Source organism: Anaerotignum sp. (genome assembly GCF_031981185.1).
In the GTDB taxonomy this organism is placed as follows: domain Bacteria; phylum Bacillota; class Clostridia; order Lachnospirales; family Anaerotignaceae; genus Chakrabartyella.
This window is the reverse complement of sequence record NZ_DALYUL010000020.1, coordinates 33,653-59,008: the sequence shown is the minus strand read 5'-3', so window position 1 is coordinate 59,008 and position 25,356 is coordinate 33,653. Positions and strand designations below refer to the sequence as shown.

Genomic DNA, 25,356 nt, shown 5'->3' with positions numbered 1-25,356 from the left:
AATCTTTATCAAAATGGGCTTGGTCGAAATATCCAGCTTGTTGCGACAATGCCGCAAAAAAGCAAGGCGATTTTTGAATGTGCTTTAATACATAATTAAAGCGAGTTAAGCGTATAAAGTCCTTAACATTCATTCCAATTTGCACAAGGAACAAGCGGTTTAGCTGTCGCCCACTATAATGGGATTGTCTGGCAACTTCTTTCACTTGTATTTGTCCATAATTATCAGAAATCACTTTGGTTGCCAACACCAAAGAGTCCGAAACAACATGCTTTTCCATGCGTCGGTATAAAATTTCCTCACAAGTATTCACCAAATCGGATACAGTTTTTGATGCTACAAAAGCCTGATGCAGCGAATAAAACAGCTCATTGTCAATATCCTCAAGCGTCAGTCGTTTATCTGCAAACTCCGCTTGGCTTTGACGAGTAATTTGATACAAACCATAGGGAGAAAGTTGTACAAGCAATAGGACATGATAACTATTTGGTTCCATTCCTAACAATACCGGGGTTAAAGATGCTCCCCACAGTTCAGCAATGACTGCGTTTCCGTCAAAAGCAAGCGACAATGTTCCGCAAGCGTTAGGCATAAGCGTATATTGTGCGGTAAATGTATTATTCGATGGAAATACGACGTTGTAATATTGAATATATTTTCTCAGCCCCACATGCGAGGGGAATATATTGAATTGCTTGTTATCTTTTATAATCAAATTATTCCCCCTCATCTTCAAAGTAAAGTTTTCATTATGTTTATCCGCCTAATGCGAATCAAGCAAATATAAATACACCCCTTCGGGGCAAATTTTTCCTCACTACCGTTTCAAAAAAGTTTTACTCGGTAAATATATAAAATAAGTTTACCATAGCAAAATGGAAGTTTCAATTAATTAAATATAGACAACAGGGAGGGGTTCGGTGCTATGAAAATTAAAATCCGTTCACCGTCTATATGCAAGCATTGACTGGACGATTTTGGGAATATAGCAAGCACCAACCACTGAAAAGTGACTGGTGTAAATGATTACGTATATTGTTTGCTGATCTCAATGAAGCTAAGTACATCCGTAGGAGCATCCTTTGCATACAAAATTCCGTATGGAATACTATAATCCCACTTCACAGGAATGGTGACAAGTGCAGGATGAACATCCTGCCAACATTCGATGGTCAGTAAAACCTTATCCGTTTCAGCACAGCGGTTAAAAACCGATAAGTCATAGAAAGGCTGAGTATCCTCTATCTTAATTTGTGGGTGACACTTTTCTAAATCGTTGCGAAGAAAATCATTGACACCCGAATCACCCTTCTTTACCATCATCAAAGTATAGCCATATAAATCCGAAATTTTTAATCTGTCTTTGGTTGCCAGAGGGTGTTCTCGCCTGACGGCAACCATTTTTTTATATCTACCAAGGGGCAAGAAATTACAGAGAGAAAGCCAAACCTTGGAGTCGCATACACCAATGAGAAAGTCGAACTTCTTGCCTAGTTTTCCAATTTCCGATAATATTCCGTCACAATTATCCTCAAAAGGAACTAGGTGCAACTTATAGTCAGGAAAGTTTTGATTGACCTTATACCAAATATCCATAAACGGTTTTGCAGGGTTTAGCAGTGATGTTCCGACGCAAAAGGTTGTTTCTGAGGTGGTTTCTATTGCTCTCGCCGATAATATAGACTTTTGGGAATAGTCTACCATAAATTTTGCGTCTTTGTAAATTTGCTCACCTACTTCAGTTAATGTTACCCCGATTTGCGCCCGCTTAATAAGAGTTAATTTCAAATGCTCCTCCAAGCTGTTCATCTGCTTCATCACGGCGGTAGGTGAAATGTAAAGCATTTCTGCCGCTTTATTAAAACTACCACAGTCAGCGACAGCAATAAAAGTATCAAGTAATGGATTATACAAATTCAAAACCTCCTCTTCTATAAACCACAGGTTAATACTATTATAACCATTTTGAAATTCAAAATCAATGTTTTACTTGCTATAATATAAATATAGGTGAAGGAGGCTTAAAGGAATGTCAAGTTTAATCGTCTTTTTCTCTCGCAAAGATGAAAACTATGTGGGAGGTATTCTTAAAAATTTAGAAATCGGTAACACCTGCAGAGTAGCAGGTATAATCAAAGGGTTAACAGAAAGCCAAATCTTCGAGATTGAAATGAAAGAGCCATATTCAAAGCATTACAACGAATGTATTGCAGAAGCACAGAGAGATCAGCAAGGTAATGCACGTCCAAGGCTAGTGTCCTATCCAAAAAGCATTTCCGAATATGATGTCATCTATCTTGGATTTCCAAACTACTGGGGAACAATGCCTATGGCTGTTTTTACCTTCTTTTTGGAACATTTTGATTTCACAGGCAAAACCATACGCCCTTTTTGTACCCACGAAGGCAGTGGCTTTGGCAGCAGCAAAAATGACATTCAAAAAACGTGCCCTACCGCAAAGGTGGCACAAGGCCTGGCAATTCACGGTAGTCGCATTGACAGAGCAGAAATTGAAATTAAAAAATGGCTGGAGGTGATACGTTGAAAAGCATCTTGTTAACATCACTAGTTGCCTTCTGCCTGCTGTTCACCACAGCCTGTGGAAATGAAACACAAATACATCAAGAAGAATATAATACTCCGATTGCCAGCATTTCAGCAAGCATACAAGAGGAAAGCGAGGATAGTGAAGGTAGTAGCGGGATATATGAACAAGAAGAAACAGTTAGTCTTATTATTGGTGAAGACATATTTTCTGTAATACTTGTAGATAATTCCTCTGCCAAGGCACTTAAGGTACTACTTTCCAAAGGTGATATTACTATAAATATGAGTGATTATGGTGGCTTTTAAAAGGTTGGTTCTTTGGGAGAAAGCTTACCTACCAATGATGAACAAATTACTACAAGACTTGGTGATGTAATTCTATATCAAGGAAATCAGTTAGTCATTTATTATGACACCAATTCTTGGAGCTTTACAAGGCTTGGGATAATCAATAATACAGATAGATTAAAAGAAGCTTTGGGTACAGGAAATGTAACCATTACCCTATCACTACAAAAACAGGAGGCATAGTTATGCAAAAGCAAACAGCAGGCAGAGATGCCCTCGGGGACTTTGCTCCCAAATTCGCAGAACTAAATGACGATGTTCTCTTTGGAGAGGTTTGGTCGAGAGAAGATAAACTCTCCCCTCGTGACAGAAGTATTATCACCGTAATCGCAATTATGTCTAAGGGAATTTTGGATAGCTCACTGCAATACCACATTATGAACGCAAAAAACAATGGGGTGACCAAGGAAGAGATGGCGGAAATCTTAACACATGCCGCATTTTACGCAGGCTGGCCCAATGCTTGGGCAGCAATGAGAATGGCGAAGGAGGTTTATAGCAATGATTAAGGATTTTGAAAAAGCAGGACTATTTGGCTTGGGACAGCCAAACGAGACGTTTGCACAGTACTTTATCGGAAAAAGCTACCTAAACCCTATCTGTATGGAGAGCATTGGCATTTTAAATGTGACTTTTGAACCGAAATGCCGCAACAACTGGCATATCCACCACGCAACTAAAGGCGGCGGACAAGTTCTTCTCTGCACCTCCGGTGAGGGTTGGTATCAGGAATGGGGCAAAGAACCTCGTAAGCTTACAGTAGGTGACAGTGTCATCATTCCACCCGAGGTCAAGCATTGGCACGGTGCATCCAAGGACAGTTGGTTTGCCCATGTTGCCATTGAGGTCCCTGGTGAAAACACCACCAATGAGTGGTGCGAAGCAGTAACCGATGAAGAATATGACAAATTATAATTGGAGGAAAAACACATGGAGCAGAAATTAAATTTAACAACTGAATGGGATAAGGTATTTCCCAAAAGCGATAAGATTAATCACAAGAAAGTAACCTTTCATAGCCGTTACGGCATTACTCTTGCTGCTGATATGTATACACCTAAAAATGCAGTGGGCAAGTTATCAGCTCTTGCAGTGAGCGGACCTTTCGGTGCAGTAAAGGAGCAATCCGCTGGTCTGTACGCACAGACTATGGCAGAAAAGGGTTATTTGACCATAGCTTTTGACCCCTCTTACACAGGAGAAAGCGGTGGTGAGCCTCGATATGTTGCTTCCCCTGACATTAACACTGAGGACTTTTCTGCGGCTGTGGATTTTATTTCGGTACAGGAGAATGTAGATGCTGACAAAATCGGTATTATAGGCATCTGCGGTTGGGGTGGTATGGCAATCAATGCCGCAGCGATCGATACTCGTATCAAAGCAACTGTTGCATCCACAATGTATGATATGACTCGTGTCACCGCAAAGGGGTATTTTGATTCCGATGACAGCGAGAAACAGAGATATGAAAAACGCAAGGCAATGAACGCACAGCGTACACTAGACTATAAAAACGATAGCTATGCTCTCGCAGGAGGACTTCCCGATGCTGTTCCAGAGGAAGCCCCTCAATTCTTAAAAGACTATTTTGACTACTATAAGAAAGGGCGTGGCTATCATTCTCGTTCCCTTAACTCCAATGGTGGCTGGAATATTACCTCTCCTTTGTCCCTTCTCAATACGCCGATTTTGCAGTACAGCGATGAAATCCGAAGTGCTGTAATGATTGTTCACGGTGAACAGGCACACTCCTGTTATTTTGGCAAGGACGCTTTTGCAAAGCTCAAAGGTAATAATAAGAAACTTTTACTCATTCCTAATGCGGTGCATACCGACCTATACGACAAAATGGACATTATTCCCTTTGATACGATTGACACATTTTTGAAGGCAAATTTGAAATAAGAAGGAGAACATAGAATGAGTAAAAAAGTAGTGGTGTTATCCACCAGTATCAGACCCAACAGCAACAGCGATATCTTGGCTGATGAATTTGCACGAGGCGCAAAGGATAGCGGCAACGAGGTAGAAAAGGTAAGCCTTGTAGGTAAGGAGCTAAACTTTTGCCGTGGTTGTCTTGCCTGTCAAAAAACAGGGAAATGTATTATCCAGGACGATGCAATCGAGATTGCAGAAAAAGTGAAAAACGCTGATGTAGTTGTATTTGCCACCCCTGTTTACTACTACGCAATGAGTGGACAGATGAAAACTCTCATTGACAGAATGAATTGCCTATTTTCTGCAGATTACAAATTCCGTGAGGCTTACCTAATCGCCTCTGCCGCAGATACTGACAAACCTGCACTTGATGGTACGATTAAAGAGGTCGAAGGATGGGTAGCTTGCTTCCCAAAGGTTAAGCTCAAGGACATTATCCACGGTGTCGGCTTAGAGGCTTCGGGAGAAGCGAAAAACAAAAGCAAGCTTTTAAAGCAAACTTACAATATGGGAAAAACAGTATAATAAAACAATGCTCTTATCATAATGGTAGGAGCATTGTTTTACTATCCTTTTGCAGATACTCTGGACTATACTTGGGTTATGATGGTGAAATAAAAAGTGGGCGACCCAGCCAATGGCGGCGAGGTTGCCCACACTTTCGATATAATCAAGATTAACTTTGGTAAGGCTTCATAACTAAGGTATGTCATTTTTTTATTGCGATTGTACGGTTATTAATTTCAATAATACCTTCCACTTTCAATTTTTTAAGCTCTCTAAATAGAGAAGGTCTTTGTACACCAAAATAATCTGCCAGTTGTCTTTTACTCATTGGAAGAAGAATTACCGAAGATTTCTGTATGATAGTTTGCTGTTTAAAATAATCCATAATATTTTCACGAAGTGTTCTTTGAGTAAACATTGCTATCTTCTGATTTATTCCTTGCGAATTTTGGGAGATTGACCTTATATAAGGCAATGTAAAATTATAGTCGTGCAAGAGTTCTAATACAGCATTTGTGTCAATGTGGAGAATTTCACAATCTGTAAGACAATAGATATTAAGAGGATAACTGTGGTTTTCACCAAATAATAAATTTGCTCCTATCACACTTCCCTGACTAAATTCAAACATCGTAGTTGCTGAACCGTTCGTGGATAAAGAATACGCAACCAAACTTCCTGACAATACAATATCTAATGTACGGCAAGTTTCATTTGCATTATGAACGGTTGCACTTTTCATATAGTGTTTTTGATAAATATGATTACCTGCCAATAGTTTTTCTAAGTCAGATTCCTTTACAGCTGAAAATAATGAAATATTTCGTAAAAAGTCAATATTCATGTGAATTACTCCTCCATCTAAAAACATTATATCAAAAAGAAACATTGGTGTCTATTTGAGAATGATAAACTACTTTATAATTGTATTATTACAAAAAGAAATGGAGGATTTGCATGGATATTTTTACAGTAGCAATGTGGATAGGAACGATCGCATTCCTTTTGATTTCCTTAAAAAAGGATAAAGTTAAGACATTGAAAGCACTTAAAATGGCATTTGGTATGGGCAAGGGTATGTTGGGGAGCATCTTATCAATTATTTTTTTGATTGGTTTAATTCTAACAATATTACCGCCAGAGAATATTGCCAAATTTGTGGGAAGTCAATCATTGTTCATAGCAACAGTGGGTTCAGCGGCATTTGGAACAGTAACTCTGATTCCTGCCTTTATTGCTTTTCCCCTTGTCGGCACACTGGTTGATGCCGGGGTTAGTATTGTTCCTTCCGTAGCATTTTTAACTACACTTACCATGGTAGGGGTCGTAACATTCCCGCTTGAAAAGCGAGAATTTGGGTTTAAATTTACTGCTATCAGAAATGGGTTAAGCTTTTTATTTGCCATAATTATCGCTATGGTAATGGGGGTGATTGTATGAAAATCTTAAAAAAAGCAAAAGATAATGCTTTCTTAATAGTGGTAGCTGTTGCCTATACCTTGATATTTGTAATTAAACCAGGTATGGGTGTTACATCAATTAAAAACAGTGCTTATTACATTAAAGAAATGTTTATGATAATGCCGGTGATATTTGTTCTTACGGCGCTTTTGGATACATGGGTTGCAAAAGAAAAAATCACCAAGTACTTAGGAAAAGAATCCAAAATTAAAGGTATCGTATTGTCGTTTGTTCTCGGTAGCATATCTGCTGGACCCATATATGCAGCATTTCCCATGTGTGTCATGCTCCACAAAAAGGAGGCTTCTGTACGAAACTTAGTTATTATTTTAAGTTCCTGGGCGGTAATAAAGGTTCCCATGCTTTTAAACGAAGCAAAATTTTTGGGCATGAAGTTTATGGCAATCCGTTGGGTATTAACTGTAATTGCTATCGTAGTATTTTCGTGGATTGCTGCAAAAATTGTTAAGGACGAGAATATAGTACAGAAAGAAGAAAAAACAAGTGGACTTACATTAAACAGGGAATCATGTATGGGCTGCACATTGTGTACTAAGAAATATTCTGAGATTTTTGGTATGCAAGGTAAAAAAGCATATATAAAATCTTTTGATGCTGAAATAGACAAAGAAAGGCTTAGTCAAACAATATTGGCTTGCCCTGTCAGAGCCATTGATTATATTGAATAAAATTTAAATAGTTTGATTTTGTTGTAAATGCAACATACAAACCAATTTTATAAAGATATAATCGAAATAACAAATTTGATGGGATTATCTGGTTATGCTATCTAATATGTAGGCACAAATTTATGGAGGTGTATAAAATGATTGAGCAAATTTTTAAAATGTCAACTGGAGATGAAAAAGCGGTTGAAAGAGTTATTCAGGATGAAAATATTCATTATATTCATATGGTCTTTAATAAGGATGAAGGCCTCCCAGAACATTTTTCGAACTCGAACGTTTACATGACAGTGGTAAGAGGGACTTTATCTATTGGGCTAAATGACCAAGAGGTTCACCAATATGATAAAGGAACTCTTTTAAAAATTCCTGTTAATACGAAGATGAATGTAAAAAATTCATCTAATAACATATTAGAGTTAATAGTTGTAAAAGCACCTGCACCTCTAAAATAGTAAAATATTGTATAAAAATGTTGAAAGGAGAAACGCAGAATGGTAAAATATATATGTATCCCATGCGGATATATCTATGACCCACAAACAGGTGATCCAGATAGTGGAATAGCCCCGGGAACTGCTTTTGAAGATATCCCTGATGATTGGGTTTGTCCAATTTGTTTTGTGGGTAAAGATGAATTCGAACCCGTTAAGGAATAATCTGAAGGAGGGAACGATTATGAGTATGTTTTGTTATCAATGTCAAGAAACTGCAAAAGGTACCGGTTGTGAGGTAAGAGGCGTATGTGGCAAAAATGAAGAAGTTGCAAAATTGCAAGACTTACTGATTTATGTTACAAAAGGGATTTCTGAAATTGTTATAAAAGGCAAACTGGATGTTAAATCCATAAGCGAAGTAAATCATCAAGTCCTAAAAAGCCTTTTTATCACCATTACAAATGCTAATTTTGATGATGGTGCAATTGAAAATCAAATCTATAAAATGATTGGCTTAAGAAACGAGCTAAAAAAACAGGTTTCCGGTGTTAATCTTGGTGATGCAGCGGAGTTTGAAGTAAGCGATAGAGCATCTATGTTAGACAAAGCATCAAAAGTAGGTGTTCTTTCAACCGAAAATGAAGATGTCCGTTCTCTTAGAGAAATGATTATCTATGGTTTGAAAGGTATGGCGGCATATACACATCATGCCCTTAATATCGGCAAAGAAGATCTTGCTATTAATGCATTTATCTATGAAGCACTTGCTTCAACCCTTGATGATTCATTGTCGGCAGATGATCTCGTAGCTTTAACATTAAGGACAGGTGAGTTTGGTGTTAAAGCCATGGCACTGTTAGATGAAGCCAATACTTCTAAATATGGAAATCCTGAAATCACTAGTGTTAATATTGGTGTAAGAAACAATCCCGGAATACTGATTTCAGGTCATGACCTCACTGATTTAGAGCAACTACTGGAGCAAACAAAAGGTACAGGCGTTGATGTTTATACCCATAGTGAAATGCTTCCTGCACATTATTATCCTTTCTTCAAGAAGTATGACAATTTTGCGGGAAATTACGGCGGTTCATGGTGGCAGCAAGTTACTGAATTTGTAACTTTCAATGGACCAATTCTGTTTACTACAAACTGTATCGTACCTCCAAGAAGCGAGGAAATCAGAAAAAGAATCTTTACTTCCGGTGCATCAGGCTATCCCGGATGTCCTCACATCACAGCTGATGAAAATGGCAAAAAAGATTTTTCTGAAATTATTACGATGGCAAAGCAGTGTAAGCCTCCTGTAGAAATTGAATCAGGCAATATTGTTGGTGGTTTTGCTCACAACCAAGTGTTTGCTCTTGCAGACAAAGTAGTTGATGCAGTAAAATCAGGTGCAATTAAGAAGTTTTTCGTCATGGCAGGCTGTGATGGCAGAATGAAATCTCGTGAGTATTACACTGAGTTTGCAGAAAAACTACCTAAGGATACGGTTATCCTTACTGCAGGATGTGCCAAGTACCGTTACAATAAACTTGAGTTAGGAGATATTGGTGGTATTCCAAGAGTTCTTGATGCTGGCCAATGTAATGATTCCTACTCTCTTGCAGTAATCGCATTGAAGCTGAAAGAGATATTTGAACTTGAGGACGTTAACGATCTGCCGATTGCATTTAACATCGCATGGTATGAGCAAAAAGCGGTAATTGTCTTACTTGCGTTACTTTATTTAGGTGTGAAGAATGTTCATCTTGGTCCTACCTTACCAGGATTTTTATCTCCGAACGTTGCAAAGGTCCTTGTTGAAAAGTTTGGCATTGCAGGTATCGGACAAGTTGATGATGATATTAAGTTATTCATGGGCGAATAATTCGTTTTGATATTTTAAATAAAAGTAAAGATTCTGATTAACATTCGGAATCTTTACTTTTTTATATTTAGGAATAAATTTGTCACCACCCATATGCAAGGATACTCTGGACGATTTTGGGTCTATAGCGAGCCAAGAGCCGTTGCATCAAGTCAAATGCAACGGCTCAATTTCATGAATAGCGAGATTTTATTGGGTGGTGGATTCAAGACAGCTTCGGATGTTGCGCTCATTCATTTCATTAATTATAATCGAATCATTTCAATGCCTAATTATTGACAAACGATAATTTGTGACGTATGATGCAAATATAGATTATCAAAAAACAATAATTATAGTTTAACGAGGAATGGTGATTATAATGAAGAATAAAGCTTTGCCTGTAGTACTGCTTATAACTGCGGCAATATCTACCATTGTAGTGATATTAAAGCTTTCATTTGCTGAAGTATTTGGCAGCATTGTTTGTTTCCCTTTTGAGCAAATCGGGATATTATTGAGAGTGCTATCGCTAAAAGGCGGCATACAGAACATCTTTGCAATAGTGTTTTATGCTATTTTAAGCATTACTCCACTTTTGGTGCTCCTGCAAAAAACTAAGAGAAAAAGCATGAAAGTTGAAGACTATATTCTGATTTTACTCTCATTTCTTTTGTTTTATGTACTATACATGATGGTTAATCCCGGACTCATTCCTATGCAAGGTGCATTAGGCATGGGCAGCACCATAGCGAAATCCTTACTTTGTGGAACGGTTTATTCACTAATTGTCACATATTTGGTGCTCAAAGCAATAAAAGTTTTCTTTGAAACCCAAACAACAGCACTGTATAGATTTATGATTTTACTTTTGTCGATGACGGCAATGCTTATCACAATATCAATATTCGGTAGTGGGTTAAACGATGTTGTAACACAGATAGAGTCCATAAAAGTTGCTAACACCGGAAACGAAAGTGGCCTTATGCCTACTTATTTTTTTGTAGTAATTAAATTTGTTTTAAACAGTATACCATCAGCCATTAGCATTCTTGTTATTTTTAAAGGAATAAAGCTTGCACATGAGTTTTTTGTTGACCCCTATTCAGAAGTAGCTGCAATAGTATCAGAAAGCCTTTCAAGTATTTGCAAAATTGGGCTTATCATTACAGTTTGCTCAAATACAGCCTTTAATCTATTACAGCTTTTATTTATGAATAATTTACGGAGTATAGATAGCCTCATACAAATACCCCTCTTTTCTATTATCTTTGTTTTAGGAGCACTTATCTTTTCCCGAATGATTACGGAAAATAAAACACTAAAAGAAGATAATGACAGTATCATATAAAGGGGTGGTTGTATGGCAATACTTGTTCACCTTGAGGATATATTGAAAGATCGTGGCATGACAAGCAAGGAGCTGTGTGCTCTTGTAGGTATTACCGAGGCTAACTTATCAATACTTCGCAGCGGAAAAGCGAAAGGGGTTCGCTTTTCAACAATCAACAAAATTTGTTGGCATCTTAAATGCGATGTGGGTGACATATTAAAATTCGATGGTAATTTGGAGGTCGAAGATGAGTAGAAAACTATTTGCGATTATAACTGCTTTATTAATAATATTTACACTATCTGGCTGTCAGCTTGCTCGTGAGGACGGGGTAGCAAATATAAGCATGGATAAGCTTATTGGGGTGTATGTTTCCTATGATCATGTTGATTTATTCGACTTTGAGGGTTACATTAATGACAATTTAAACTTCTCCGGAGGAGAAATAAAGATTGAAGGTGAAACAAAAAAATACGAGGGCCGAATGTATGCTACCCAAAAGGATGGGGTGAGTACATCATCGGAGGGTGAAAAGTATACCAATACGCAGTTTGTTTTTGAAGAGCTCCTCGGGATTGGTATGTTTGCTCCTACTGTAGTCGATCCCCGTTTAGAGGATATGACATATATTTCTGCCGGTGGAGATTGCTTTACAGATACAAAATTCCATGTAAAAAGTGGTGATAACGAAGACGGGCTTGAGCTTTCTGGAACATTATATATCTCTTCAGGTGCTATGTCTGACGCAATATATATTAACCCTGTCTATCAAAGTGAGGATGGAAGGGTTTATCTTGTGTCAGGGCAAGGCTTTGCTGCAACAGGTGACAACGGTGAGGGTGGCGTCTATTCACAAAAGCTTGAAGATAAAGTTATTGTGAATGAAAATGGTAAAAGCAAATCTTATAGCTCGACGATTGAAGTATCTATTGCAACTATGAATCCCACCATTAAGGTTAACATACTGCAAATGGACAAAGATAGTAATGTTGTTAAGAAAGCAGAATATAATCCCGATAATGTCCCAAGTGAGCTTAAGACCGAATCTGGCACATAATATATTATTGCAGAAAGTACAAAAGAAGCCTTTAATGGAGAAATCAAAATAGAACGAATGTTGTTTTCAAAAAGTGATGAAACATTATGGTTTTTCAAAAAGGTAATGACAAGATATTTATAAAAGAGTATACCACAATTCTCTGGGAGTGAGAAAAATGTTTGCCACCATCCTTTTGCAAGGATACTCTGGACGATTTTGAGGATATAGGAAAAACTAAGAGCCGCTACACTCCTATGATGTAGCGGCTCAACCTGTTCTTAGAGGAAATTTAAGTAGAGAAAAAATCAATATCCTTGATCTATCAATTCCCAAGCGGAATCTCTTGAAATTCTTGCAACACTGGCAGTGCGTTCGGGGTTATGGTCCTTTTTATCTTTACCGGTGAGCACCTTATAAATGATGATGTTGCCCGCCTCATATTCTCCCTCAATACCTGTATTTTGATACATTTCAGAATCATCGGGCATAAGCTCAATAGACACGACACCCTCATAATATGGGGCTTCAACGGTAAAATAATTTCGGACAATCTCTTCTGTTCGTACAAGTTCTTCGGCACTAAGGCTTTGGCTGTAATTTGTGTTCTTGTCTATTTGAGCATTGTCATCTGTATTAGGATAAGTTACGTATTTTACAAGTGATTCGTATAGCTCCTCAGAAAGAACGCTATACCGTCCCTTTATGCCTGTCTGCAACACCGCAGTACCATCGGGCAGACGATAGACATAATAGTCATGCACCTCATCCGTTTCAGGGAAGGTCTGGCGAATAAGAAAGTATTCCTTTAGTGTAGCAACGTCTACGCCCTCCCACGCCTCTGATTTTACTAAGGCATTCATTAAGATATCTTGTGCAAGCTGTAAATTTGTCGCTGTACCTCAAGAAAGCACACCGTTTTTATCAAGCCTTGCAATGGCGTAATCGGCGGTTGGAGTGTCCTGTTTCTCTAGTTCAAAGATAATCCACTTTCCATCTATGTTCACTTGGACAAAACCAGCACCAATCACATACTCACTACCAACAAATCCAAAGTTTGATTGCTCATGCTCTGCTGGTTTTTTGTTTGGAGAAACATTGCTCTTGATGGTGCCGTCAACTTGAGTGGCAGCTCCCATTGGGCTTTCCTTTCCTGTGTCCAAATACAAAGCTCCATTGATCATTATCATAGGGTGCAAATCATTAAGCCCGCTCATTCCATTTGGCTGCAGTTGAATGCTGTTGGCCGTTGCTCTTGTGGGGTAAGATTCTTGAACCTCACCTATAAACAACACGACAGAATCTCCAACTGAAAAATCATCTATGGAAAGCTGCGTTGGCTTACTGCTTGTGGCAAGGGTAATCAGTGCATCCTTTTCCCATGTTATGATACACCTGTCGCCTATCACACTATTCTCATCAATACCCTCGACAGTCATGGTTTGGGCATTCTTGTCTATTTCAAGAATCACAGCATGGACACCTGCAAAAACGATATCCTCATCCTTTGGGTTCGAGATTAACCCTACAATGACGCATATTACAGCTACCGCCGCTACTAAAATCACCCAAAATGCAGGTTTTCTATAGCTTAGCACATTTTTAATGCGTCCCTTGGTATCACCCTCACCGAAAGCGAGCGGTGCACCACCTACCATGCGTTTGCCGGTGGTAAGGGTTAGTAGTGAGGTTGAATAGTCCTTTTTGATGTTGCTTCCAAGTCTTTTTATGACAGATTCATCGCAGGACATCTCCATATCCTTTCCGCTGACAAAAAAGGCAATCCATACAAGGGGATTAAACCAGTGAAAACAGAGGGCAAAAAAGCTTAGCAGTTTTACCAGATGGTCAAATCGTTCGATATGTGTCTGTTCATGAAGCAGGATATGCTCACGCTGTCCATCAGTCAAGTGGTTAGGCAGATAAATCTTCGGATGCAAAGCGCCAAGGACAAAGGCGGTATCGATTTTATCAGATAGAAAGATATTATCCCGAAAGGGTGTGGCGGGTTTCAGCCGTTTTTTTAATTGCAGCAGGGTTACAAAGCTATAGCTGAGCAGAAAAACAATGCCGATTATCCAAATTATACTGCCAATAAGCACCCAAATCTGCAAAGGGTTCACGCTTGCGACTGGAGTAGCTGACGGAAAAATATCATTAACAGTATTGTTAATGATGGCAAGCCCTGTATTAATCCGGGGTGTTTGCATAGAGACAATATTCTGTGGTATTGGATTTGCTTTGGTTGGTAGTAAGCTGAACATGCTCTCAAAGGAAAAGGGAGAGATAAGCCGAAACAGTACCACCGACCAGAGGACATAGGAGAATATTTTGGGTGCTTTTTTGAGTAATAGTCGTACCATCAATACAAAAAGGATGACGATGCTGCCTGTGAAGCTCATGTTGAGTGTCTCTAAAAATAAATTTTCAAGCATTCCTACCCCTCCTTATGTTCATCAATCAGCCGTTGTATTTCGCTGATCTCCTTTGAAGTGAGCTTGTTGCGGCGGGTAAATGCCACTAGAAATTGTGGCAGTGAGCCGCCAAATGCATCACTTAATAATTGCTCACCCTGCGCCGCTCCAAATTCGTGCTTAGACATGAGTGAGGTCACTGTACCTCCATTATTCTGAAAAATACCACGCTCGCACAGGCGCTTAAGCATGGTATAGGTGGTTGTGCGTTTCCAAACAAATTCGTTTTCGCAAAGCTCAGTTAAGGTGCGAGAGGTGAGAGGTTCGTTTGCCCAAATCAAATCGGCAAAACGCTGCTCCATCTCGCCCAATCTATATTTCTCCATAGTGCAACCTCCTGTCGTATGCCGTTAGACAAATATAGTCTAGCACCGTTAGACAGGAGAGTCAATAAGGAATCCATCATTTTGTAAAGAGCCTGAAAGGAACTTGAAATGTGAAAATTAAAATTTGCTCACCAGCTTTATGCAAGGATTGACTGGAGTACATTGGGCTTATAACGAGCAGAGGCACTACACTTATAAAAAGTGTAGTGCCTCTTTTGAGCTCATTGAGAGGATAGCACATTGGCAAGCAATTCAAGTCTTTCACCTAAATTAGCATATCCATGATAGCGAATATAAACTACCTGCTTGCCACACTGAACAAATAGATGTGTCATATACTCGTCTTGTGCAATTACAGTACGGTCAAAGACATCAGGCTCGTAGATTGTGTATTCCTCATTCTTCCATAAATGCAATTTCATCAATTCGTCAAACAGTGCCGGTGCGAATACAGAAAATGCCAAACAATAATATTCTGTATTTGCACTTGGAGAATAATAACCACTGCCATCAGGCCATTTGTGTGACTGGTCTGCTCCTTCTTGATGAATTTCATAATGCTCAGGTATCAAGGGTGTCCATGAGTAGTCCACATAGTTATTGTAATCAATATTCGAGTCAAACATGAATGCTGGCTGTGCCCAATCAAACTCTTTGCTTTGTTCAATCATATCCAGTGAGAGATATGGCAAAGGTTCTGTCACATCTACGGTACTTTTTCTCCAGTCAGTTGTCAGGGTTAAAAGAGCTGTAACCAAAATTGCGATTGAGAACAGCAGTGACAGCACATTCATAATGCGATAGACACGATATTCTTTGTGGTAGTCTTTTTTGTGGCTGAGGGAAAATCCATCTGCAAGCATTTTCTTTATCCTCAAGGTATTTCTTGCCTGTTGTACTGCCTGAACAACGATAAACAGTTCGAATATTCCTAAGAAAATGTAGACCGGATTTGTCAAAAACAGTGTTACAGGTCTATCAGAAACAAGAAATCCGTAAAGTATCATTGCAAAGATGATAATAACGCAAAGTCCTGTGGAGACTGCAGAGCGTGTTAATTTTTTGCACAGCCTGTGATAGCTTTCGCTTTGCACGATGGGGTCGGTGTGCAGTTCTGTTGCGTTAGGTCGTATGGACTTCCAAATAAAGAATTGATTTCCTTGATGTGCGACGAACTCCCATCCGGCATCGTTGTAAGCAGACAGTATTTCAGCAGAAAGCTCTATTTCATCGTTTGTTGTGGGTTCTACACGATAGTAGATATTCTGTGGCTCAGCCTTCAAAAACCGAAAAAATGCAAAATTGTTGCCTGAGTAAAGCAAGCCTCTTTTTGCCATATCCGAAAGCCAACACTCCATGGCAACGGTATCATAAAAATCAAAGGACGGTCGTTTATAACAGAATTTCATTTAGTTTCCACCTCCCAAGCAGCACTATCTGCAAGGCACTGTGCCAATCGTTTACGCTCATCATGATATATTTGAATTCCTTTATCGGTGATGCGGTAGATGCGCTTACGTCCATCAGTGCGAGTTTCTGTTAGAATCTGTTCTTCTTCAAAGCGGCCTAAGATGGTATAAAGTGTCGCTGGACCCAATCGCACACGGCCTTTTGTTAATTTTTCTACCATACTTGCAATTTCAGCACCACTATGATCGCCATACAAAAATGCCATAAGCGTGTAGAACATACTTTCACTGACAACTTCTATACGTTTATTTCCCATGTCTTATCCTCCTGACTATCGAGGGTTGATAATATATATTGTAAGTGTATCATCGAGGGTTGATATTGTCAATGGAGATTACCGTATGAAATTAAGGACAGCTTGCAATATTAGCAAGGCTGTCCTTAATTTCATACGGATTTAATAACTGTTCGGTTTAAGACAAGGCTGTATCAATTTTCATTGTTAGATGGCAAAGTCTGCATAAGGGCAAAAAAATATTCAGGCTCACCGGTACTCAAATAATTATACCAGGCTTCCACTGTGTTCGATTGAAATACGTCTAACTGTTTAATGATTTGCTTTGCCCACAGTAAGCCTCCTGTTGAACTGGCAGTAATAAGGTTGTTATCGGCTACAGAGGGCTTATCTATATAAAAACTTTGCCCTTTATAATCAGGAGAAACTATTTCAAGAAATCCCACGCCATTACTGGTATGTGGACGGCTATTCAAAACCCCAACATTGGCAAGTGCAGCAGTGGCACCACAGATTGCACCCACCAGGGCACCAGCAGAAAGAAAATCGCTTGATTTTTCGATAATAGCTCTATGCTTTGCGTCGCTCCAAGTATTTGCACCCGGCAATAGCAATACATTTGTTTCGTTCACAACCATATCATTAATCAAGCAATCAGGCACAATCGTCAGTCCGCCCATTGTACGGATTGGCTCCTTAGAGCAACTAACTGTTTTAAGAGATATATGGGGTGCATCTTTTTTAAAAAAACGGCGAGAATTCAGCTCTGAAGTAACATATCCCAATTCCCAGTCAGCTAAAGTATCAAGGATATAAACATAGATTGTAATCATAAATTTCCTCCCAAGGATGTGTAATATTGTTTTGTTTACTTTATTATTGTATCATTTGATTATTGACAGCAGTGTGGCAACAATCCAAAAGGGGGAATGGTGATTCAATGAAAATAGACAGAATTGTTAGTATGATTATGATACTTTTCGAAAAAGAACGGATAGGTGCACAGGAATTAGCGGAAATGTTTGAAGTTTCACCTCGCACAATTTACCGTGATATAGATACCATTAATATGGCAGGTATTCCTGTCCGCTCCATATCGGGAGTGGGTGGGGGTTTTGAAATTATGCCAGACTATAAAATGGATAAAAAGGTTTTTTCCACAGCGGATCTTTCGGCTCTCTTAATGGGGCTTTCCAGCCTCTCAAACATGGTAAGGGGGGATGAATTGGTAAACGTCCTTGCAAAAGTCAAGAGCTTTATTCCTGCTGATCAAGCAAAAAACATAGAATTAAAAGTAAATCAAATTTGTATCGATTTAAGCCCGTGGACAGGAAATAGAAATATGCAGCCGTATTTGGAAATTATCAAAACAGCCTTACAGGAAAGCCACTTGGTTTCGTTCCAATACTTAGCTCACCATGGAACTAAGACGGAACGGGTCGTCGAGCCATATCAGCTTGTATTAAAAAATAGTCATTGGTATTTTCAGGGCTACTGCCGTAAGAAGAGTGATTATCGCTTATTCAAACTATCCCGCATATCAAAGCTACAAATAAAAGAGGAATTTTTTATACCACGAGAGTATCAAAAACCGATTTTAGAATTTGAGGATATTTTGGAAAAAAGGCAGACAAAAATTAAAATTCGCATTCATAAATCTGTGATGGATCGGGTGCTTGATTATTGTGTTTATGAAGAATTTGTACCAGATGGCGATGAGTATTACATTGTTGATTTCCCTTTTATAGAGAACGATTACTATTTTGATATTCTTCTTAGTTTCGGAAAAAAATGTGAGTGTTTAGAGCCACTACATATTCGCACAGAAATGAAACGTAGAATATATGATTTAGTTACCTTGTATGAAAACTAAATTATGGAAAGTTCATGAAAAAAAAGAGAGTAAGGTACATAAGCCATGCCATTTTGAAAGGATACTCTGGATGATTTTTATAATTATCGGACATTTATGTAAATAGGTAGGTAGAAAGAGAGTCATTGTGTCAAAATAACACTGACTTATTGTTTTTATACAATGGCAATAATAAATATGTAAGGATAAAATATGTTAGATTTAGTATTGACATTAAATTCTACATGATGTAGAATAAAGTAAAACTACAAGACGTAGAACAAGTGGAGTGATTTATATGCGTAAGATGTCAGAATCTGAAATGGAAGTAATGCAAGTGGTTTGGGGACACAAAAACCCATTAACGAATAAAGAAATTATATCATTGATTCCTAATAATCAATGGAAGGTTACAACTGTATTGACTTTGATTTCACGACTTATTGATAAAGGCTTTTTAAAAGTTGCGAAAGAAGGAAGAGTCAGTCTATATAGTTATATTGTTTCGGAAGATGAATACAGAAGAATGTGCTCCAAAAATTTTCTTGATGAGTTTTATCAAGGATCGTTTAAAAATTTCTTTGCTGCCTTATATTCAGCTGATGAACTCAGTCAAGAGGATTTTGATGAATTGAGGGAAATCCTAGATAAAAGGGAGGATGTGGAATAAAATTGAACACGTTACTGTCACTAACGGTGCTGGGTAGTATTGGAACGCTTATTCTAACTCGATTTAAAACAACGCTGATTCTTAAATATGGAGGGAGTTGGTATTATTATATTTGGATATTGGTATTGATTTCATTTTGTTTTCCTTACAAGGTGGATATTTTACAATATATATCCCTCCTTTTTAACAACACAGAACAAGCTGTAAATGCGAATACAACAATGCTTACTGAAAATTTTATGCATACAACATTTGTGTGGAGTAGTGAATTTGCACAGCAAGTAGGGGGGGCATCAAAACAAGCTTTACACGGTATGACGTTAGGAAAAATGTTATGTGCAATTTATTTTATAGGGGTTTTTGTTTTTTCTATGTACTATAGTGTATCTTTTCTGATTTTTTATAAAAAAATAAACACAAAAACAACAATTGTAACAAACAAAGTCTACCAACGGTGCTTACAGGAAGTCTGCTTTGATATGAAAGTTTCAAGGCCTATCATTTTGAAAGAAAGCTTATTGATTGGTTCACCAATGATAACGGGTATCTTGAAACCGACAATTATTTTACCTGTAAAAGAGTTTAAAGCTGCTGATTTGGCACTAATATTGAAACATGAGTTGACACATTACAAAAGGTGTGACATGGCCTATAAATTTATTGTTTTGATCATCCATATCATTCACTGGTTTAATCCGATTTCCTTTTTGGCTATGAGCAACATCAATGAAGCGTGTGAATATTCTTGTGATGAAATATTGACAAAAGGTATGGATAAGGAGAGTAAACGAAAGTACGGATATGTACTGTTGAATCAAGTTCAAGCGAGTAAAGAAAATTATCTGTTTTCTATGAACTTACTAAGGCACAGCAAAAATAAAAATATTTTGAAAAGGAGATTGAAAGTTATTATGAATGATAAGAAATATAAATATAGTCACATAACAGTGTGTGCCATTTTGTCGCTGGTAGTGTGTTCTAACTTTTTTACACTACAATCCGTTAAGGCGGATATCATATCTTTAAAAGGTGTTCAGCAAAATAACAGAACAGAGAGCTTGAGTACACAATTAAATACGAACGACAAGTATGCTATGAATGGTGCAAAGGCGGTCAGTGACTATTTTTCCGAAATGATGACAGAGGAAGATTTACTTACTATATATAATTATGTGGATCATTCAAAAAACAGCATTGATGTAGGCACAAGAGTGTTGACAAACACAGAGAAAAACCGGCTGGATATTTTGAAAGAGCAATATATATATGATGGTATAAGGCCGAAGGAGATACTGCCTCTTTCAAAAGGCGACTTTGATTTTTATTTTGATATAGAGAACGAATTTTATTACTATCCGGAAAGAGCATTGACCGATGAAGAACTACTTCAGTTGATAGACTGGAGATTAAAAATAAATTATGCACTATCACTGCGTAATGAAGAACCACAAGGGGCTATACCAAAAGAATATGATATAAATCAATCGGAAGCAGTTACTCTGGCAAAAGAATATATTGAAAAATTATTTGATGTCTCTGCCACTGACTTTCGCGTAGATGCAACCTTTAATCAAGAAAGTGCAATACAGCCTGATGGGTGGTTTGTTCGTTTTTCTCCCAACAAAATTAGTAGCAGTACAACTGACGATTGGAATTATGCTGTATGGATCAATTCTTTAACGGAGGTAGAAATAAGTCGTTCAAGTCCTACACACCAGTCAACGATAATGAGTGACACGGATATAGATGCGTATACCAATGATTTAAGCTGGATAGAACATGCAAGGTCTATTGTTGGAAAGATAGAAAAAGAGCAAAACAGGATAAAAAATGCCTATTACATGAATACTATAGAAAATAATCAAGAAAAGAGAACGGTGGATGTTAAAGTTGACATGGAAAATGAATCTTACTATATCGTTTCTTTACTTTATCCGGATAAGACATTAAAAGGTGTAGTATATAGTAATCAGTAAATCTTGTTACAGGTATTGTGTGCATTTTAGATGTGTTCAGAAGTTATGTAAAAGAAGTAAATCAGTTAGGGACCATAATGTTCAATTAGTTTTAACTCTATTTTATACTTTATAAGCTTGTTAGCGAAAGGAGAACAACATATGAAAAAAATAATGATGTTTTTATTAACTTGTACATTCATATTCTCATTTTCAGCAGGAGTTTTTGCCAATGACAAGGCTGGGTATTCAACAGAACCTAGGATTACTTCTGATGGTGAAGTGATTCCCGGTTTAATTCCATTACCAGATGATTATCCCGTTCCAGCAGATTTTTCTGAAAGATCTATTCAACAACCTGATGGGTGGTACATCAATGGAGATGGTGTTGCGGCACGCAGACCTTATGGGTTAAGTGCACCAGTCATTGGTAGATTATATACAGGCGATATTGTATGGTCAAATGGTGAAACAAAAAGAGCTGATGGATACACTTGGCTTCATGTAGATACTGATAGGAACAGCAATATGGGTGCTGTTCCCGATGTTTGGATTGTGATTGATTATATAGGGGAACCATGGAGAGTTGCAAACTAAATTAAACTTAATGACACTGAAAATTGTAAATAATTATTTTAGTATAAAATAGAGACTACATAATATAATTGTCTGTTGAAAAAGGGTAATATGCTATGACTGGCGTATTACCCTTTTTGCTTTGTATTATCCTTAACGAATGATTTAAGAAGATGTAATCAATAAGGGGGGCTTCACTAAGAGTTATAAGAAGTGAAGTCAAGGTTATTTTATCACATTCTTTCTGTGTCAAAGCGATTATGCTTCTAATTCGTTTCTTGTTGGTATTTGATATAGCTTTCACTTAGATTTTGGAGTATGCTTTGCTTGCAAAATTATAAAGTAGGAGGAAAAAGCTATGCAAGAAACCAAAAGTTTATGTGCGAAAATTCCTATTGTATTGCACAATAAAGTAAGAGCAAGCCAAGAAGAAAGCGGACTTACCTTAAACCAATATGTAGAAAAGCTGATTATTGAAAACTATCAAATGAAGGAGGGAAAAAATATGCCACAAACGAGGACACTTGCCTTGCAAATATCAGAGGAGCTTTTTGTAAGGATTAAAAGCCACCTTGATAAAAACCCTCATTTAACCCAAAAGGCATTTATTACTGATCTTATAATAAAAGCTTTAGATGAAGCAAAGGCTTAAAAATCAATAGAACAGCATCAAAAGCAGGGAACATCCTTGCTTTTGGTTTTAAATTTGTTGGTTTCCGTAATAGCATAAATAAATTTTTTGTGCTATTGTGTTGTGCTGAAGGAGGTGAGAAAAATGCAGAAAGAAAAATTACTTAGTGAGTTGTATAACGGAAATTTATGCCCCATAGCAAAGGAAGTAGTACAGGGAAGTGAGTATCAAAAATGCATGAATGAGTTAGCTGAGATTGAAGAAAAATTTAGCAGTCAGCTAGATGCAGAAGAAAAAGAAAAGTTACAAGATTTTGTAACGGCACAAGGAAAACTCAGTTTTATCAATGCAGAGGAACGATTTACGCAAGGCTTTCGTATGGGAGCAAAACTGATATTGGAAATAATGAATGAAGATGACGGAGAGCTGGAATTATTAAAAAATTAGCACTCCGTCATTTTTTATGCAACCTGAAGCATATCGTAAAAACGGTATGCTTTTTTATTTGGATGGAAAGGAGGTTACAGCTTTTGTTTATATGGGATTTTTTGCTCAGTGATGTGATGGATCAAATCATTGATTGGTTTTATGGACATCTTGTAGGCTTTTTGGGTGATTTTTTTGCTCTGATGGGCAATATGGGCGTGGAATTATTTGAGATGAATTGGGTTCAAAGCATTGTGCTGTTTTTTTCTTATCTTGCGTGGACTCTTTATGCTACAGGGCTTGTGGTGTCCTGCTTTGAAACCGGTATTGAATATCAGAACGGACGAGGAAACCTTAGGGATGCAGGGATAAATGCCATCAAAGGATTTATGGCGGTCAGCCTTTTTACCGTTGCCCCCATAGAATTGTATAAGCTATCGGTAAATTTACAAGGAAGCCTTACTACAGGAATTACAGGTCATGCAAATGGAATCAGTAATTTGGCTAACAGTATTATAACTGAATTAAACAACGCAGGAACCCTCGATGCTGTTGGCAGATTTCATGTTTTTGGCGGTATGTCAGACGTTACTTCACCTATTATGGGTTTGTTCACGATTATTCTTATGGGATATGCGGTAATAAAAGTATTTTTTGCCAATCTCAAGCGTGGTGGTATTTTGCTCATTCAGATAGCCGTTGGAAGCTTATATATGTTTTCGGTTCCCCGTGGATATTTGGACGGATTTATAGGTTGGTGCAAACAAATTATAGGACTTTGCTTAACAGCTTTTTTGCAAGCAACCATACTTACAGCCGGACTGATGGTATTAAAAGACCATGCATTACTTGGGTTGGGACTTATGTTATCTGCAGGTGAAGTTCCAAGAATTGCGGGGGCATTTGGTTTGGATACCTCAACAAAGGCAAATGTAATGAGTGCCGTCTATACAGCTCAAGCCGCAGTAAATACAACTAGAACCATTGTTCAAGGGGTAGCGAAGTAGAAAGGAAAGTGCTTATAGAATGGAGATGATTTGAATGTTTACAATGGGAAGCCTTTTTGATGGGATTGGCGGATTTCCCCTTGCCGCAGTTCACAATGGAATTGTTCCTCTGTGGGCCAGTGAAATCGAAAGTTTTCCTATCCAAGTAACTAAAATACGTTTTCCCAAAATGCTTCATGTTGGTGACATTAAAAAGCTTGATGGGAGTAAACTGCCTGTTGTGGATATTATTTGTGGAGGCTCACCTTGTCAGGATTTATCTGTAGCAGGAAAAAGAGCGGGACTTGAGGGTGAACGTTCCGGACTCTTTATGGAGCAGATTAGAATAACAAAAGAAATGAGGTGTGACAATGGAAAAAACGGAAAAGCAAATGACCTTATTCGACCTCGATTCTTCGTTTGGGAAAATGTCCCCGGAGCCTTCTCTTCTCAGAACGGAGAGGATTTCAAAGCGGTTCTTGAAGAGACCGTCCGAATTGCAGATGACACTGTATCTATACCTCGACCTGCGGGAGGGGTATGGAAACCTGCTGGGTGCATTTTGGGAGGAGAATTCTCCCTTGCTTGGAGAGTTCTCGATGCTCAATACTGGGGTGTCGCCCAAAGACGCAAAAGAATCTTTCTTGTCGCAGATTTTGGAGGACACACCGCTCCCAAAATACTATTTGAGCAAGACCGCTTGCTTGGGAATACTTAGACGAGCAAAATCCAGGGGTAAGGAGTTGCCTAAACAATTGAAAACAGCATTGGAAATACAAGCCGGAATTGCACAGGCAGATAATAGCAGTCTATCAAGTATGAACGACATGAAATCTTATCACATTAATCAAAGGAATGAAGGAATTGACCTTGAAAATCTTTCGGGTGCGTTGATGGCAGCACAAAATATGCAGATGCAAACCTTTGTTACGGAACCAATGATTTGTTTAAATGACCAAGGCGGAAACCGTATGGATATTACCGAAAATATAACATCTACATTAAGAGCAAGCATGGGTGGAAATCTTCCTATTGTTATGGGAAGTCAGCAAGGTGGTTCGAAAATTTGTGAAAATCTTTGCCCGACGATTACATCAGCCGCCGGAACAAGCGGAAACAATCAGCCTGTACTGTTTGATAATCACGGTAAGGATTGTAGATACAACGGGCCACTGAAAGTTGCTCCGACAGTGGCAGCAGTCTATGGAACAGGTGGCAATAATGTTCCTCTTGTTTCAACACCTATTGCATATAGTTTAGATAGTAAAGACAGTAATTCAATGAAATCTGGTAACCCAATATCAGGCTGTCGGAAAACAGATAAATCAAGAACCCTTGATACTACAAACCCAGATCCAAGTAAAAAGCAAGGTGGAATTGCTATAGTACAGGAAAGCTATTGCATTGCCAGCAATACGATTAACCGCCAAGATTATAACGGTGGCAACGGTCAAGGGGTGCAGAAAGACATCAGTTATACCCTTACAACATCAGATGTTCATGCTATTTATAAATTTGAGCCATATCAAGATGTAGTGGGAGCCTTGTGTCATCATGATTACAAAGGAGTGAATTCTATCTATGTAAATCAAGACAAATGTATTGTAGAT

At 38.1% G+C, this 25,356-nt stretch carries 31 protein-coding genes and 1 pseudogene; 23 read left to right on the top strand and 9 right to left on the bottom strand.

The genetic code is table 11. The features are described from left to right. On the bottom strand, positions 1–715 hold a 715-nt coding region (locus tag RTK36_RS11915; RefSeq protein ID WP_312047470.1), incomplete at its 3' end, for a helix-turn-helix domain-containing protein. Positions 716–1,026: 311 nt separating this feature from the next. Beyond that, entirely contained in the window at positions 1,027–1,914 is an 888-nt protein-coding gene (locus RTK36_RS11910; RefSeq protein ID WP_312047469.1) for a LysR family transcriptional regulator, read from the bottom strand. Positions 1,915–2,029: 115 nt separating this feature from the next. Between RTK36_RS11910 and RTK36_RS11905 the strand changes: the two genes are divergently transcribed. From RTK36_RS11905 to RTK36_RS11875, 7 genes are read left to right on the top strand one after another with little or no spacing between them, the layout of a single operon-like run. Next, positions 2,030–2,545 carry a flavodoxin gene (locus RTK36_RS11905; RefSeq protein ID WP_312047468.1) on the top strand — a complete coding sequence of 172 codons (516 nt, stop codon included), beginning with the start codon at positions 2,030–2,032 and terminating at the stop codon, positions 2,543–2,545. Then, complete coding sequence (locus RTK36_RS11900; RefSeq protein WP_312047467.1) at positions 2,542–2,853, top strand: hypothetical protein; 312 nt, start codon at positions 2,542–2,544, stop codon at positions 2,851–2,853. The genes RTK36_RS11905 and RTK36_RS11900 overlap by 4 nt, the downstream gene beginning before the upstream one ends. 12 nt (positions 2,854–2,865) lie before the next feature. After that, positions 2,866–3,078: a cyclophilin-like fold protein gene (locus RTK36_RS11895; protein ID WP_312047466.1), complete on the top strand. Its 213-nt coding sequence runs from the start codon at positions 2,866–2,868 to the stop codon at positions 3,076–3,078. A 2-nt stretch (positions 3,079–3,080) separates the two neighbouring features. Next, positions 3,081–3,404 carry a carboxymuconolactone decarboxylase family protein gene (locus RTK36_RS11890; RefSeq protein WP_283675593.1) on the top strand — a complete coding sequence of 108 codons (324 nt, stop codon included), beginning with the start codon at positions 3,081–3,083 and terminating at the stop codon, positions 3,402–3,404. After that, positions 3,397–3,810, top strand: a complete 414-nt coding sequence (locus RTK36_RS11885) for a cupin domain-containing protein (RefSeq protein ID WP_312047465.1) — start codon at positions 3,397–3,399, stop codon at positions 3,808–3,810. Before RTK36_RS11890 ends, RTK36_RS11885 begins: the two co-directional genes overlap by 8 nt. A 15-nt stretch (positions 3,811–3,825) precedes the next feature. After that, a complete protein-coding gene (locus tag RTK36_RS11880; protein WP_312047464.1) occupies positions 3,826–4,800 on the top strand; it encodes an alpha/beta hydrolase in 975 nt (324 codons plus the stop codon). Positions 4,801–4,815: 15 nt separating this feature from the next. Continuing rightward, entirely contained in the window at positions 4,816–5,358 is a 543-nt protein-coding gene (locus tag RTK36_RS11875) for a flavodoxin family protein (protein WP_312047463.1), read from the top strand. A gap of 184 nt (positions 5,359–5,542) precedes the next feature. Here the strand turns inward: RTK36_RS11875 and RTK36_RS11870 are convergent, their stop codons facing one another. Continuing rightward, positions 5,543–6,184 carry a Crp/Fnr family transcriptional regulator gene (locus tag RTK36_RS11870; protein ID WP_312047462.1) on the bottom strand — a complete coding sequence of 214 codons (642 nt, stop codon included), beginning with the start codon at positions 6,182–6,184 and terminating at the stop codon, positions 5,543–5,545. Between the two features lie 113 nt (positions 6,185–6,297). Between RTK36_RS11870 and RTK36_RS11865 the strand changes: the two genes are divergently transcribed. From RTK36_RS11865 to RTK36_RS11830, 8 genes are all read left to right on the top strand, one after another. Beyond that, a complete protein-coding gene (locus RTK36_RS11865) occupies positions 6,298–6,780 on the top strand; it encodes a permease (RefSeq protein ID WP_312047461.1) in 483 nt (160 codons plus the stop codon). After that, positions 6,777–7,490, top strand: coding sequence for a permease (locus RTK36_RS11860; RefSeq protein ID WP_312047460.1), 714 nt, complete (start codon positions 6,777–6,779; stop codon positions 7,488–7,490). The genes RTK36_RS11865 and RTK36_RS11860 overlap by 4 nt, the downstream gene beginning before the upstream one ends. 137 nt (positions 7,491–7,627) lie before the next feature. After that, complete coding sequence (locus RTK36_RS11855; RefSeq protein ID WP_154263246.1) at positions 7,628–7,942, top strand: cupin domain-containing protein; 315 nt, start codon at positions 7,628–7,630, stop codon at positions 7,940–7,942. A 39-nt stretch (positions 7,943–7,981) separates the two neighbouring features. Then, entirely contained in the window at positions 7,982–8,146 is a 165-nt protein-coding gene (rd, locus tag RTK36_RS11850) for a rubredoxin (protein ID WP_084727828.1), read from the top strand. A gap of 19 nt (positions 8,147–8,165) precedes the next feature. Beyond that, complete coding sequence (gene hcp / locus RTK36_RS11845) at positions 8,166–9,797, top strand: hydroxylamine reductase (RefSeq protein WP_312047459.1); 1,632 nt, start codon at positions 8,166–8,168, stop codon at positions 9,795–9,797. A gap of 361 nt (positions 9,798–10,158) precedes the next feature. Then, positions 10,159–11,127, top strand: a complete 969-nt coding sequence (locus RTK36_RS11840) for a hypothetical protein (protein WP_312047458.1) — start codon at positions 10,159–10,161, stop codon at positions 11,125–11,127. Positions 11,128–11,139: 12 nt separating this feature from the next. Beyond that, complete coding sequence (locus RTK36_RS11835; protein WP_312047457.1) at positions 11,140–11,364, top strand: helix-turn-helix domain-containing protein; 225 nt, start codon at positions 11,140–11,142, stop codon at positions 11,362–11,364. Beyond that, positions 11,357–12,166 (top strand): hypothetical protein, encoded by an 810-nt coding sequence (locus tag RTK36_RS11830; protein WP_312047456.1) that lies wholly within the window; start codon positions 11,357–11,359, stop codon positions 12,164–12,166. Before RTK36_RS11835 ends, RTK36_RS11830 begins: the two co-directional genes overlap by 8 nt. 287 nt (positions 12,167–12,453) lie before the next feature. Here RTK36_RS11830 and RTK36_RS11825 read toward each other — a convergent pair whose 3' ends face one another. The 6 genes from RTK36_RS11825 to RTK36_RS11800 all read right to left on the bottom strand — a co-directional run bounded on the left by RTK36_RS11825 (position 12,454) and on the right by RTK36_RS11800 (position 17,483). Further along, positions 12,454–13,008, bottom strand: a complete 555-nt coding sequence (locus tag RTK36_RS11825; RefSeq protein ID WP_312047455.1) for a hypothetical protein — start codon at positions 13,006–13,008, stop codon at positions 12,454–12,456. A 39-nt stretch (positions 13,009–13,047) separates the two neighbouring features. Then, positions 13,048–14,547: a M56 family metallopeptidase gene (locus tag RTK36_RS11820; protein ID WP_312047473.1), complete on the bottom strand. Its 1,500-nt coding sequence runs from the start codon at positions 14,545–14,547 to the stop codon at positions 13,048–13,050. A 35-nt stretch (positions 14,548–14,582) separates the two neighbouring features. Further along, the gene (locus RTK36_RS11815; protein ID WP_312047454.1) at positions 14,583–14,945 is read right to left on the bottom strand and encodes a BlaI/MecI/CopY family transcriptional regulator; all 363 of its coding nucleotides are present in this window, start codon (positions 14,943–14,945) and stop codon (positions 14,583–14,585) included. A 221-nt stretch (positions 14,946–15,166) separates the two neighbouring features. Then, positions 15,167–16,354 (bottom strand): DUF2812 domain-containing protein, encoded by a 1,188-nt coding sequence (locus tag RTK36_RS11810; RefSeq protein WP_312047453.1) that lies wholly within the window; start codon positions 16,352–16,354, stop codon positions 15,167–15,169. Next, entirely contained in the window at positions 16,351–16,671 is a 321-nt protein-coding gene (locus RTK36_RS11805; RefSeq protein ID WP_312047452.1) for a PadR family transcriptional regulator, read from the bottom strand. Before RTK36_RS11805 ends, RTK36_RS11810 begins: the two co-directional genes overlap by 4 nt. Positions 16,672–16,844: 173 nt before the next feature. Further along, positions 16,845–17,483 (bottom strand): DJ-1/PfpI family protein, encoded by a 639-nt coding sequence (locus RTK36_RS11800; protein WP_312047451.1) that lies wholly within the window; start codon positions 17,481–17,483, stop codon positions 16,845–16,847. Positions 17,484–17,590: 107 nt separating this feature from the next. On the opposite strand from RTK36_RS11800, the gene RTK36_RS11795 reads away from it, so the two are divergent. From RTK36_RS11795 to RTK36_RS16595, 8 genes and pseudogenes are all read left to right on the top strand, one after another. Then, positions 17,591–18,523, top strand: a complete 933-nt coding sequence (locus RTK36_RS11795; protein ID WP_312047450.1) for a helix-turn-helix transcriptional regulator — start codon at positions 17,591–17,593, stop codon at positions 18,521–18,523. 277 nt (positions 18,524–18,800) lie between these two features. Continuing rightward, positions 18,801–19,172: a BlaI/MecI/CopY family transcriptional regulator gene (locus tag RTK36_RS11790; protein WP_312047449.1), complete on the top strand. Its 372-nt coding sequence runs from the start codon at positions 18,801–18,803 to the stop codon at positions 19,170–19,172. Positions 19,173–19,174: 2 nt separating this feature from the next. Then, the gene (locus RTK36_RS11785) at positions 19,175–21,148 is read left to right on the top strand and encodes a M56 family metallopeptidase (protein ID WP_312047448.1); all 1,974 of its coding nucleotides are present in this window, start codon (positions 19,175–19,177) and stop codon (positions 21,146–21,148) included. 141 nt (positions 21,149–21,289) lie between these two features. Continuing rightward, on the top strand, positions 21,290–21,724 hold the full coding sequence (locus RTK36_RS11780; RefSeq protein ID WP_312047447.1) for a hypothetical protein: 435 nt from the start codon (positions 21,290–21,292) through the stop codon (positions 21,722–21,724). A 337-nt stretch (positions 21,725–22,061) separates the two neighbouring features. Beyond that, the gene (locus RTK36_RS11775) at positions 22,062–22,355 is read left to right on the top strand and encodes a 4-oxalocrotonate tautomerase (RefSeq protein ID WP_312047446.1); all 294 of its coding nucleotides are present in this window, start codon (positions 22,062–22,064) and stop codon (positions 22,353–22,355) included. Between the two features lie 123 nt (positions 22,356–22,478). Continuing rightward, positions 22,479–22,781, top strand: a complete 303-nt coding sequence (locus RTK36_RS11770) for a DUF6809 family protein (protein WP_312047445.1) — start codon at positions 22,479–22,481, stop codon at positions 22,779–22,781. Between the two features lie 83 nt (positions 22,782–22,864). After that, positions 22,865–23,767, top strand: coding sequence for a conjugal transfer protein TrbL family protein (locus RTK36_RS11765; RefSeq protein WP_312047444.1), 903 nt, complete (start codon positions 22,865–22,867; stop codon positions 23,765–23,767). A gap of 43 nt (positions 23,768–23,810) precedes the next feature. After that, a pseudogene (locus tag RTK36_RS16595) lies at positions 23,811–24,990 on the top strand (DNA cytosine methyltransferase); the annotation flags it as partial. Between the last annotated feature and the right edge of the window lie 366 nt (positions 24,991–25,356).